Genomic DNA, 12,010 nt, shown 5'->3' with positions numbered 1-12,010 from the left:
CCATCGAAGATCGGAACCTCGGAACCGTCGATCTCGACAGCGACATTGTCGATGCCGAGCCCAAACAGCGCCGCCATGATGTGCTCGACCGTGGCGATATGCTCGCCGGCGGGATCACCAAGCATGGTGCACAGGTCGGTGGCGCCGACTTCCGAAACCAGGGCACGAAACTCGCGGCCCTGCTCGGCACCGTTGAAAAGCTGGAAAACGATGCCGGTGTCGGCATCCGCCGGCATGAAGCTGATGGACACTTCCTTGCCGCTGTGGACGCCGGTGCCGGTAAGCGACGCGCGCGTCTTCAATGTCGTCTGATAGTCGTGCAAGACAATCCCCATAAGCCCGTAATGCCTAGGTCCGCTTCTCCAGCCCGAGGGCGCGGCTCTTGTGTGAATCGGTTGGCAGGGCGACTTCCCCCGAAATCCCGGCAAACCGATGATGGTAGGCAGCGAAGATAATGTCCCGTCAGGGAGACTCCAAATCACGGTTTCTTACTCTGTGTAACCGCGAACTGGAATGGGTGCGACTTTGTAAGTTATTGAAATCACATCATTTAAAACGTTAACAGGCAAGCGATTCCTCGCTTGCCTGTTAACAAATGTTACAGTCCGTTTACCAATCAGTTGGCCTGGCGGCGCAGGAACGCCGGAATCTCCAGCTGATCGTCTTCCTGAGTCGTCCTCACCTGCGGCGTCAGGCGGCCCTGATCGTCGAGTTGGCCACGGCGCGGCGCATAGAGCTGCGCATCCTGGCTGGCGAGGCGGCGCACTTCGGGCGCCGCCTGGCGCAGCTTGGGCTCACGCGGCTGCGCCGGCTGCAGCCTTGCGGGTTCTTCCTCGCGGCGGGTCAGTCCGTTGGTCAGGCGCTTCAGCAGGCCCATCGGTCCGCTGTTGTTCTCGTGGTCCACCGGGCGGCTCTTGGCATCCACCTCGGCCTTGACGACCGGCGGAAAGTCCTCGACGCGCGGCATACGCTGAGGTGCCATGGCAACAGGCTGCGGGGCTTCGCGCAGCATCTCGCGCGGCTGCGGGGCCGGCTGCATCTGCTGGACCACCGGCTGCGGCATCGGCTGTGCTGGCGGCGCCTGGAAGATCTTGCTCTGTGGGCGGAAATCTTCTGCGTGAGCGACAGGAGCCGGGCGCGCCTGCGCCATCGCCGCGGCATTGGCTTCGGCCAGTTGGATGGCTTCGGCGACAGGGTCGACAGCGCGTGGCTCGTAGGCCGCCTGCTGAACAGGCGCCGGGCGAGCCTCCGCGATCTGAGCCGCCGGGCGGCTGACCGGCTTCGGAGGCGCCGTGCGGATCGAGATCGGCGCAGCGGCGATTTCAGCCGCCGATTTGTCGATGCCGGTGGCAACCACCGAGACGCGGATGACGCCTTCGAGTTCCTCGTCGAAAGTGGCGCCCAGGATGATGTTGGCGTCCTGGTCGACTTCCTCGCGGATACGGGTCGCCGCTTCGTCGACTTCGAACAGCGTCAGGTCGCGGCCGCCCGTGATCGAGATCAGCAGGCCCTTGGCGCCCTTCATCGAGGTTTCGTCGAGCAGCGGGTTGGCGATCGCCGCTTCGGCGGCGGCCATCGCGCGGCCCTCGCCCGAAGCTTCGCCGGTGCCCATCATCGCCTTGCCCATCTCGCGCATGACCGAGCGCACGTCGGCGAAATCGAGATTGATCAGACCTTCCTTGACCATCAGGTCGGTGATGCAGGCGACACCGGAATAGAGCACCTGGTCGGCCATGGCGAAGGCATCGGCGAAGGTGGTCTTGTCATTGGCCAGCCGGAACAGGTTCTGGTTGGGGATGACGATCAGCGTATCGACGCATTTCTGCAATTCCTCGATGCCGAAGTCCGCGGTCTTCATGCGGCGCTGGCCTTCGAAGTGGAACGGCTTGGTGACGACGCCGACGGTGAGGATGCCCTTTTCGCGCGCTGCGCGGGCAACGACGGGAGCAGCACCGGTGCCGGTGCCGCCGCCCATACCGGCTGTCACGAAGCACATATGGGTGTTGGTCAGGTGATCGAGGATTTCATCGATGCACTCTTCCGCCGCCGCACGGCCGACTTCCGGCTGCGATCCCGCACCGAGCCCCTCGGTGACGTGAGCGCCGAGCTGGATCAGGCGGCCTGCCTTCGACATGGTCAGCGCCTGCGCGTCGGTGTTGGCCACCACGAACTCGACGCCGCGCAAACCGGCGGTGATCATGTTGTTGACGGCATTGCCGCCGCCGCCGCCGACACCGAACACGGTGATGCGCGGCTTAAGCTCGGTGATGTCCGGCTTTTGCAGATTGATGGTCATTGTCTCCGTCCTTTGCCTTTCACGCCGCTTCGCCGCCGCGGCCGCCTATGGGGCTGTCCCCGTCAATTTTAGAAACTGTCTCTCAACCACTGACTCATGCGATGCAGTTTTCCGCCCGTTCCGGTCATTTTGAGACCGGAAATTCCTTTCGCCGGATGGCTCTCGAAGCTCGCCATCTGCGGGTAGATCAGAAGCCCCACCGCGGCCGAGAAGGCCGGCCCCTTCGCCGCTTCCGGCAGGCCGGCCACGCCGAGCGGGCGGCCGATGCGCACATTTCGTCCCAGAATGCGGCGCGCCGCCTCCGGCAGGCCGGCAAGCTGGCTGGCGCCGCCGGTAAGAACCACACGCTTGCCCACTGCATTGCCATAGCCGGACTTGTTCAGCCGGTCGCGCAGCAGTTCGAGCGTCTCGTCGATGCGGGCGCGCACGATGCGCGTCATCACCGAGCGCGGGATCTGCAAGGGCACGTCGCCATCGTCACCGATCGGCTGGATCGAGACCAGGTCGCGATCGTCGGCGCTGCCGGGCAGCGCCGAACCATGCATCACCTTCAGCCGTTCGGCGGCATCAAGCGAGGTCGACAGCCCCTTGGCCATGTCCAGCGTGACATGGTTGCCGCCGATGGCGATGGCGTCGCCATGGACGAACTTGCCTTCCGAAAACACCGAGATCGTCGTCGTGCCGCCGCCCATGTCGATGCAGGCCGCACCCATTTCCAGCTCGTCGTCGACCAGCGCCGCCAGCCCGCTGGCATAGGGCGTCGCCACCATGCGCTCGACCGACAGATGCGAACGGTTGATGGACAGCTCCAGATTGCGCATCGGCGCGGCGTCGCCGGTCAGCACATGCATGTCGACGCCGAGTGCGTCGCCGACCATGCCGCGCGGATCGCGCACGCCGCGTTCGGCATCCAGCGAGAAGCCGACGGGAAGCGAATGGATCACTTCGCGCTCGGCCTTCAGCGCCTGCTTGGCGCCTGCACCGAGAACGCGCTTGATGTCGGCCTCGTCGGCCTCGTGGCCGCCAAGATTGATGGTGGCGGAGAAGGCTTCGCTCTTCAGCCGGCCGGCCGTCATGTTGACGATCAGCGAATCAACCGTCAGCCCGGCCATGCGCTCGGCTGCGTCGACGGAAAGGCGGATGGCATGCTCCGCCCTGTCGAGATCGACCACGACACCCGACTTCACGCCTTGCGACTTCTGATGGCCGATGCCGATCACCTGGATCCGGTGCGAACGGCCGCGCAGCAGCTTGCCGTCATCGCACGGCTTGAGCTTGGCCACCATGCAGCAGACCTTGCTCGAACCGACATCCAGCACCGTCAGGGTGCCAGACCGGCGCGACGCGGCATCGCCAGGACTGCCAAGCCAGCTCATATCTTCGTCTCCGGCTTGCGCTTCAGGCTCTTGGGTTTCTCGTTGAGGGCGGCTTCGCGCTGCGTCGCCGCTTCCGCCGTCAACTGGACGACCAGCCGGTCCGTCAGGCGCATGTCGACGGCGGCGATGTCGCGCGACAGCAAACCGTTGTCATGATCCATCTTCACGAGTTCGGCGAGCGCCTGATCCTCGTCGTCCTCGGGAAGCTTGATGGTGATGCCATTGTCCAGCTTCAGGTCCCAGCGCCGTTCGCCGACACGGATATAACCTTTGATCCGGTTCGCGAGCTCGGGATATTTTTCGACCTTGGCCAGGAAATCGGGCGCGCTCGCCGGCGCGCCGGTGCCGATCAGCAGAGGCAGAAGCACCTGCTTGCCGCCCGAGAACGGCGCGATCATGGCGCCATTCTTCTCGATGACCGAAAGCTCGTCACCCTGCTGCCAGAGCGCGAAAGCCTCACGCTCCTCGACACGCACTTCCAGCGTATGCGGATAGACCTTGCGCACCGCCGCGACCTCGATCCACGGCAAGGTCGCAATTCGTTCCCGCGCGGCCTCGGCATTAAAGCCGATCAGCGACGTCCAGCCGTCGAGTTCAAGCCTGTCGAGTATATCGATTTCCGAGGTCTGGCGATTGCCCACCACCTTGACCTGATCGACGGCAAATCCGGTACGGGCGGTGATGCTCTGCACGATACCGTCGACATGACCGCCGAGATAGGCGCCATAGGCACTGCTCGAGAAAATCAGCACGGCCGACATCATGGCCGCGGAAAAGCGTGGCGCCTGGAATTCTCCGACACCGAGGCGCGCCATAATGCGCACCGGGCGGCGCAGCATCCGCGGCAGCACGAAATGGTCCAACGACAACGACAGGCCGAACAGCGCCGGACCGGCCGCGCCCCTCTCCCTACCCTGTCCCCATTTCAACGCAGACACGAAGCGTCCTCCACCATCCAACTCAACAAATCGCCAAACGAGTGCCCGGCATGGGCGGCGATTTCAGGCACCAAGGACGTCGGCGTCATACCCGGCTGGGTGTTGACCTCGAGCCAGACAATCTCGCCGTTTTCGGAATGCCGATCGTCATAACGGAAGTCCGACCGGGAAACGCCCCGACAGCCGATCGCTTGGTGAGCCTTGAGCGCCAGTGTTTGTATTTTTTGGTAAATATTCGGTGAAACTTTTGCGGGGCATTCGTGCTTTGATCCCCCGGCGACATATTTTGAATCATAGTCGTAGAAGGAATGGCCGGTCGGGATGATCTCGCAGACCCCCAGCGCCACATCGCCCATCACCGCGCAGGTCAGCTCCCTGCCGTGGATGTAGCGCTCGACCATGACGGTATCGCCATATTTCCACTCCGACGAGCCAAGAACCTGCGGCGGATGCGACTGGCCTTCATGCACGATGACGACACCAAAGCTCGAACCCTCATTGACCGGCTTGACCACATAGGGCGGCTTCATCGGATGCTTGTTCTGGATGGCGAAGCGGCTGGCGACCTTCGATTCGGCGACCACGATGCCGACCGACTTGGCAACCCGTTTGGCCTGCTCCTTGTTCATGGCCAGAGCCGAGGCGAGCACGCCGGAATGGGTGTAGGGAATGCCGAGATATTCGAGGATGCCCTGGATGGTGCCATCCTCACCAAAAGGGCCGTGCAGCGCATTGAAGGCGACATCGGGCTTGAGCTCGGCAAGCACGGAGCCGACATCGCGCCCGACATCGACGCGGGTGACCTGGTAACCTTCCTTCTCAAGCTCATCGGCGCAAGCCTTTCCGGAGGACAGGGACACGGGCCGCTCGGACGAAAAACCACCCAGCAGGACGGCCACATGCTTGTTTTTCATTCCCCGGCATCCCCTCTCTCACGGCGGACCAAAACCAGATTTTCCGCAACATTGAGTCAGAGTCTCCCGGCAGGTTGCCCCCCCAGACGGAAAACGCTGAAAACGCGTCGAACGACTCAAATCAGGAAACGCTTTCGAGCAGAGAATCAGAGAGTTGATTCACTGGCAAGTGCTTACGATTCCGAGAGATTCACTTTCTAAGAAAATGGATGCGAAAAGCGTGTCGTTGAGTCTTTGCGGCAACGGTCGCGGACCGTTTTTCGCCTCGTTGAAGTTCATGCATCACATGAACTTCAACGAGGCGCTAGGTGTGTCGAGATTCAGGTCAGGCCGAGTCGAAAACGATGGCTTTCGAGAACCGGAGCGGAGCATCACCTGAATATCAGCGCACCTTAAAGGAGCTGCCCGAGAAACTCCTGAACGGCATGCCCTGGCCGGAAATTGCCGATGCGCTTGATTTCCCATTGCAGCCGGATACCGGAATTCTCCAGCACCCGCGTGCGCACCGTCTCGCCGAGATATTCAAGGTCGTAGCCGGTCGCGGTTCCGGTGTTGATCATGAAGTTGCAATGCATCGGCGACATCTGCGCGCCGCCGATCATCAGGCCGCGGCAGCCCGCTTTGTCGATCTCCTTCCAGGCCGATGTGCCGTCGGGATTCTTGAAGGTCGAGCCGCCGGTCTTTTCGCGGATCGGCTGCACGGTCTCACGATGGTTCTGCACGGCCTCCATCGCAGCCTTGATGGTCGCCCTGTCCTCGGCAAAGCCTTCGAACACGGCGGAGGTGAAGATCAGCCCGGAGGGAGCCGCCGAATGGCGATAGGCGTATCCCATATCGGCATTGCTCAGCGTCTGCACATTGCCCTTGCGATCGAGTGCTCGCACTTCGATGACGCGCTCGCGCGTCTCGACGCCATTGGCGCCGGCATTCATTCGCAGCGCACCGCCGATTGCACCCGGAATGCCGTGGTAGAAATGAAAGCCGCCAATGCCGGCCTCGAGCGCCACCGCTGCGACGCGCTTGTCGGGGGTCGCAGCTCCCGCCTTGATCCTGATTGGCGAAATCACCTCGGCATCGCCGAAGCCCTTGGCCGAAAGCCGAATGACAAAGCCCTCGATGCCGCCATCGCGGACCAGAAGGTTGGAGCCGACGCCGACGACCGTCAGCGGTATCTCTTCGGGAACGGCTTTCAGGAACGCGGCAAGGTCCTCCTCATCGGCCGGCTGGAACAACGCTTCAGCCAGCCCCCCGGCACGGAACCAGGTGATCTTGTCCATCTCGGCGTTCGGCGTCAGGCGGCCACGCAGGCCGGCAAGCCGGTCGCCAAGTCTGTCGATCAGGGCCTGGCCGTGCCTCATGAGACGGTCCCGCCAAGCTCCTTGGGCAACGCATAGGCCCATTGGGTGATGTTGCCGGCTCCAAGGAAGACGACGAAATCGCCCGGCTTGGCCAGATCACGGACGATGGGCGCAATCGCCGCCGGGCCCTCGATGTAGCGCGCGTCGCGATGACCGCCGGCGCGGATGCGCGACACCAGCGCGTCCGAGCTGACGCCGTCGATCGGCTCTTCGCCGGCGGCGTAGACCGGCGCCACCATTACTGTGTCGGCGTCGTTGAAGCAGGTGGAAAACTCGTTGAACAGATCATGCAGCCGGGTGAAGCGATGCGGCTGGGCAATGGCGATGACACGACCCTGGGTGGCGCTGCGCGCCGCCTTCAGCACCGCCGAGATCTCGACCGGATGGTGGCCGTAATCGTCGAATATTTCGACGCCGTCCCACGAACCGGTATGGGTGAAGCGGCGCTTGACGCCGGCGAAGGACGACAGGCCCTTCTTGATCGCCTCGGCCGACAGGCCGAGTTCGTGCGCGACCGCGATTGCTGCCGTCGCGTTGGAGACGTTGTGACGGCCGGGCATCGGCAGGCGCAGGCCTGCTATGACAGTCTGGCCGCCGGTCTTGCGGTCGCGGATCACCACGTCGAATTCCGAAATGGCACCTGACATGCGGTGATTGGTAAAGCGCACGTCGGCCTGCGCATTCTCGCCATAGGTGATGACCCGGCGGTCCTCGATGCGGCTGACCAGCGCCTGCACTTCGGGGTGATCGGTGCACATCACGCCAAAACCGTAGAACGGAACGTTCTCGACAAACTGGCGGAACGCCTCGCGCACCTTGTCGAAGCTGCCATAGTGGTCAAGATGCTCGGGGTCGATGTTGGTGACGACCGCGATCTCGGCCGGCAGTTTCAGGAAGGTGCCGTCGCTCTCGTCGGCCTCGACCACCATCCATTCGCCGTCGCCCATGCGGGCGTTGGTGCCGTAGGCATTGATGATGCCGCCATTGATCACGGTCGGATCGAGCCCGCCCGCATCGAGCAAGGTCGCCACCATCGAGGTCGTCGTCGTCTTGCCATGCGTGCCGCCGATCGCCACCGCCTGGCGAAAGCGCATCAGTTCGGCCAGCATCTCGGCCCGGCGCACGATCGGCAGCAGCTTTTCGCGCGCGGCCTTCAGCTCAGGGTTGGATTTCTTGATCGCCGTCGAGACGACCACCACCTCGGCATCGCCGAGATTCTCGGCCCTATGGCCGACGAAGCATTCGATGCCCTTGTCGCGCAGCCGCTGCACATTGGCGCTTTCGGCCTGGTCGGACCCTTGCACCTTGTAGCCGAGATTGTGCAGCACTTCGGCAATGCCGCTCATGCCGATGCCGCCAATGCCGATGAAATGCACAAGGCCGATGGTCTGCGGCATCTTCATGCTTGCGTCCCCTTCCTGAAATCCGAAACGGTTTTTTTGGACGCAATAGCCTCTGTAAGATCGGCGAGCAACCGTGCCGCGTCCGGCCTGCCGGCCGATTTCGCACCCGCCGCCATTGCCGTCAGCCGATCGGGGTCGTCCATCAGCCCGCCGACAAGCGCTGCGATGCGTTCGGACGAGAGCGAGGATTGCGGATGCACTTCGCCGCCGTCGGCAGCGGCAAGGGCCGCCGCGTTCGCCGCCTGATCGTGATCGAGCGCATGGGGGTAAGGCACCAGCAGCGCCGGCCGGCCGATGACGGCGATCTCCGAGACGGTCGAGGCGCCGGAACGCGAGATCACCAGATGAGCGGCCGCCATGCGTGCCGCCATGTCGGTGAAGAAGGGCGAGACCTCGACGGCGACGCCAAGGGTGGCATAGACCGCCTTGACCCGCGCCACGTCATCGGCGCGCGCTTGTTGGGTAATGACCAGCCGTTTGCGCTGGGCGTCGGAAAGCAGCGCAATGGCTCCCGGCACGGCATCGGAAAAGAATTGGGCGCCCTGGCTGCCGCCAAAAACCAGCAGGCGGAACGGTTGATCCCCGGCAGATGCCGCATAGGCAGTCTTGGCCGCTTCCAGCACCGCAGGCCGGACCGGATTGCCTGTCGTCACCGTCTTGACCCCGGCTGCACTGCTGTCCTGCGGCAGGAAGCCGCCGGCGATCGCGTCGACACGGCCGGCCAGCGCCCGGTTGGCGCGCCCCATCACCGCGTTCTGCTCATGGATCAGGGTCGGTACCTTGCGCCGTGTCGCCGCGTAGAGCGGCGGCAAGGTTGGATAGCCGCCGAAGCCGACGACGGCATCCGGCTTGATCCTGGCGATGACGGCAGAAGCCTGGCGCACGCCGCGCCAGATTTTCCAGAAGGCACCAAGCAGGGCAAAAGGATTTTTCGAGCCCATCGTCGCCGACTGGATCGGGTGGACGGCAGCGGCCGGAAAATGGCCGGCGAAACGCTCGGCACGGTCGTCGGTTGCCAGGTGCACCGACCAGCCGCGCTCGTTCAGCTCATGCGCCAGCGCCTCGGCCGGGAAAAGATGCCCACCGGTGCCGCCTGCCGCGAGAAGGATGACGCCTCTGGCCATATCACTCCGCCGGCACGGCGCGTTGCGACAGGCCAAAGCCCATCTGCTTGCGCTTTTCCGGCCGCTTGCGTGTCAGCGCCAGCACCATCCCCATCGAGATGGCGATGGCGATCTGCGAAGAGCCGCCATAAGAGATGAACGGCAGCGTCATGCCCTTGGCCGGCACAAGCTGGAGGTTGACGCACATGTTGATGACCGCCTGCAGGCCGAAGACGGTGACGAGGCCGCCGACCGCATAGCGGGTGAAATCGTCATGCTCCTTCAGCGCCGTGTTGAGGCCGCGCAGCACGATGAAGGCGAATATCGACATGATGAAGAAGCACATGATCAGTCCGAACTCTTCGCCTGCGACCGAGAAGACGAAGTCGGCATGGCTGTCGGGAATAACGCGCTTGACTGTGCCCTCACCTGGTCCGACGCCAAACCAGCCGCCATTGATCAGCGCGTCGCGTCCCATATCGACCTGGAATGTGTCGCCTTCGCCGGTAAGAAACTTGTCGATGCGCAAGGCAACGTGCGGGAACACCGTATAGGCGGCGAAAACGCCGCCGACGCCGGCGGCACCCAGCGCAACGATCCACAGCCAGGGCAGCCCGGCCATGAAAAACATGATGCCCCAGGTGCCGGTCGTCAGCATGGTCTGGCCGAGATCCGGTTGCGCCACCAGCAGCGACACGACCAGTACCAGCAGCAACATGGCGAACAGATTGCCGGGAATGTCGGGCTGGCGCTTGTGCTCAGCGAAAAGCCAGGCGCACATGATGACGAAGGCTGGTTTCAAAAATTCCGACGGCTGGATCGACAGGCCGGCAAGCGACACCCAGCGGCGTGCGCCCTTCACCTCGACGCCGATGTAGAGCACCGCCACCATCAGCACCAGCATCAGGCACAGCATGATCAGCGCCATGCGCCGGATCTGCCTGGAATCGAGGAACGACACAGCCAGCATCACGCCGAGCGCCGGTACGGTGAAGATGATCTGCCTGGTGGCGAAGTGGAAACTGTCGAGGCCGATGCGTTCGGCGACCGCCGGGCTCGCCGCGAAGGACAGCACGATACCGAGGCCCATCAGCGACAGGAACGCCGCCAGGAACCAGCGATCGATCGTCCACCACCAGGTCGCAACCGGACTTTTGTCGAGACGGCTCTGCATTATCGTGCCCCTCCGATGGGTTTCACACCCTCGATAGCATTCGCAGCTTGCCTGAAGGCTTCGCCGCGAACTTCGAAATTCTTGAACTGGTCGAAGCTGGCGCAGGCCGGCGACAGCAGCACCACCGCCTCGCCGCTGTCGTCCTTAGCCGCATCATGCGCGGCGTGCTCGACCGCCGCGGCCAGCGTGCCTGAAATCTCGTAGGGCACGGCCTCGCCCAGCGTCGCCGAAAACGCCGGCGCCGCCTCGCCGATCAGATAGGCCTTGGCGATGCGCGGGTAGAAACCGCGCAAGGGTTCGATGCCGCCTTCCTTGGGCAGGCCGCCGGCGATCCAGTAGATGCGCGCGAAGCTCGACAGCGCCGGCGCCGCAGCATCGGCATTGGTCGCCTTGGAATCGTTGATGAACAGCACATGGTCCTTGCGGCCGACCTGCTCCATGCGGTGCGCGAGGCCGGGAAAGCTTTCCAGCCCCGACTGGATCTCGCCAAGCTCCAGCCCGACCTTGAGGCAAGCGGCGACCGCAGCCAGAGCGTTCTGGGCATTGTGCTGGCCACGCAAGGAGCCGATGCCTTCGAGGAAGGCGACACGGCTGTAACGGCCGTGCACAGCTTCCATCAAATTGCTGCCATCGGCGAAATAGCCGTCGGTCAGCGGCAGGCGCTTGGAAATGCGGATGACATGCCGCCCCGCCCGCTCCAGCCGCTCGGCAATCTGCGCGCACCAGGAATCGTCGATGCCGACGATCGCCGTCTCGCTGCCGGCCACCAGCCGCTCCTTGATCGCGGCGTAGTGCTGCATGGTGCCGTGGCGGTCGAGATGATCGGGCGTCAGGTTGAGCAGGATGCCGGCCGTCGGATTGATCGAGGGCGCGAGGTCGATCTGGTAGGACGAACACTCGACGACATAGTGCCGATCGGGCTCGGGCGGATCGAGCGTCATCACCGCGCGGCCGATATTGCCGCCCATCTGGGCATCCCGTCCCGCGGCTTTCAGGATGTGCGCGGTCAGCGCGGTCGTCGTCGACTTGCCGTTGGTGCCGGTGATGGCGATGAAAGGCGCTGTCGGCGCGCTCAGCACCCGCTCGCGGCAGAAAAGCTCGATGTCGCCGATGATCTCGACGCCTGAGCCGCGCGCCAGTTCCACCGTCCAATGCGGCTTGGGATGCGTCAGCGGCACACCAGGCGACAGCACGAAGGCCGAGAATTTCGCCCAGTCGGCGCCGCGCAAATCAGCGGTCGCGATACCGGCAATGGCGGCCTTGGCCACACTGTCGGGATTGTCGTCCCAGGCCAGCACGTCCGCGCCGCCCTCGATCAGCGCGCGCGCCGTCGCGATCCCCGAGCCACCAAGCCCGAAGAGCGAAACGCGCTTGCCTGAAAAGGATGCGGCGGGGATCAAAGGGCTTCCTATCTCAGCTTGAGGGTCGACAGGCCGACCAGCCCCAGG

The 12,010-nt window shown here is 63.8% G+C and carries 10 protein-coding genes; all 10 read right to left on the bottom strand.

Features of this window, described 5'->3' with window-relative positions:
- Positions 1–335: UDP-3-O-acyl-N-acetylglucosamine deacetylase (locus ENZ75_RS06750; RefSeq protein WP_164887747.1), on the bottom strand; the 335-nt coding region annotated here is incomplete at its 3' end.
- A 281-nt stretch (positions 336–616) separates the two neighbouring features.
- Positions 617–2,296: a cell division protein FtsZ gene (ftsZ, locus tag ENZ75_RS06745; protein WP_063168307.1), complete on the bottom strand. Its 1,680-nt coding sequence runs from the start codon at positions 2,294–2,296 to the stop codon at positions 617–619.
- Positions 2,297–2,364: 68 nt separating this feature from the next.
- Positions 2,365–3,672, bottom strand: a complete 1,308-nt coding sequence (ftsA, locus tag ENZ75_RS06740) for a cell division protein FtsA (RefSeq protein ID WP_013530962.1) — start codon at positions 3,670–3,672, stop codon at positions 2,365–2,367.
- A complete protein-coding gene (locus tag ENZ75_RS06735; RefSeq protein WP_063168308.1) occupies positions 3,669–4,610 on the bottom strand; it encodes a cell division protein FtsQ/DivIB in 942 nt (313 codons plus the stop codon). Before ENZ75_RS06735 ends, ftsA begins: the two co-directional genes overlap by 4 nt.
- Positions 4,598–5,524, bottom strand: a complete 927-nt coding sequence (locus tag ENZ75_RS06730) for a D-alanine--D-alanine ligase (RefSeq protein WP_013530960.1) — start codon at positions 5,522–5,524, stop codon at positions 4,598–4,600. Before ENZ75_RS06730 ends, ENZ75_RS06735 begins: the two co-directional genes overlap by 13 nt.
- 392 nt (positions 5,525–5,916) lie before the next feature.
- Positions 5,917–6,882, bottom strand: a complete 966-nt coding sequence (gene murB, locus ENZ75_RS06725) for a UDP-N-acetylmuramate dehydrogenase (protein WP_063168309.1) — start codon at positions 6,880–6,882, stop codon at positions 5,917–5,919.
- Positions 6,879–8,285 carry a UDP-N-acetylmuramate--L-alanine ligase gene (gene murC / locus ENZ75_RS06720; RefSeq protein WP_013530958.1) on the bottom strand — a complete coding sequence of 469 codons (1,407 nt, stop codon included), beginning with the start codon at positions 8,283–8,285 and terminating at the stop codon, positions 6,879–6,881. Before murC ends, murB begins: the two co-directional genes overlap by 4 nt.
- Complete coding sequence (gene murG, locus ENZ75_RS06715; protein WP_063168310.1) at positions 8,282–9,409, bottom strand: undecaprenyldiphospho-muramoylpentapeptide beta-N-acetylglucosaminyltransferase; 1,128 nt, start codon at positions 9,407–9,409, stop codon at positions 8,282–8,284. The genes murC and murG overlap by 4 nt, the downstream gene beginning before the upstream one ends.
- A gap of 1 nt (position 9,410) precedes the next feature.
- Complete coding sequence (gene ftsW / locus ENZ75_RS06710; RefSeq protein WP_013530956.1) at positions 9,411–10,562, bottom strand: putative lipid II flippase FtsW; 1,152 nt, start codon at positions 10,560–10,562, stop codon at positions 9,411–9,413.
- Positions 10,562–11,962 (bottom strand): UDP-N-acetylmuramoyl-L-alanine--D-glutamate ligase, encoded by a 1,401-nt coding sequence (gene murD / locus ENZ75_RS06705; protein WP_063168311.1) that lies wholly within the window; start codon positions 11,960–11,962, stop codon positions 10,562–10,564. The genes ftsW and murD overlap by 1 nt, the downstream gene beginning before the upstream one ends.
- Between the last annotated feature and the right edge of the window lie 48 nt (positions 11,963–12,010).

The organism is Mesorhizobium sp. M7A.F.Ca.CA.002.04.1.1, from assembly GCF_004022805.1.
GTDB lineage: Bacteria > Pseudomonadota > Alphaproteobacteria > Rhizobiales > Rhizobiaceae > Mesorhizobium > Mesorhizobium ciceri.
The sequence above is the reverse complement of the archived record's forward strand: the minus strand, read 5'-3'. Positions and strand labels throughout refer to the sequence as shown.

Coding starts and splice junctions, on each gene's coding strand:
- ftsZ (WP_063168307.1), bottom strand. CDS start 2,296: ATGACCATCAATCTGCAAAAGCCGGACATCACCGAGCTTAAGCCGCGC.
- ftsA (WP_013530962.1), bottom strand. CDS start 3,672: ATGAGCTGGCTTGGCAGTCCTGGCGATGCCGCGTCGCGCCGGTCTGGC.
- ENZ75_RS06730 (WP_013530960.1), bottom strand. CDS start 5,524: ATGAAAAACAAGCATGTGGCCGTCCTGCTGGGTGGTTTTTCGTCCGAG.
- murB (WP_063168309.1), bottom strand. CDS start 6,882: ATGAGGCACGGCCAGGCCCTGATCGACAGACTTGGCGACCGGCTTGCC.
- murC (WP_013530958.1), bottom strand. CDS start 8,285: ATGAAGATGCCGCAGACCATCGGCCTTGTGCATTTCATCGGCATTGGC.
- murG (WP_063168310.1), bottom strand. CDS start 9,409: ATGGCCAGAGGCGTCATCCTTCTCGCGGCAGGCGGCACCGGTGGGCAT.
- ftsW (WP_013530956.1), bottom strand. CDS start 10,562: ATGCAGAGCCGTCTCGACAAAAGTCCGGTTGCGACCTGGTGGTGGACG.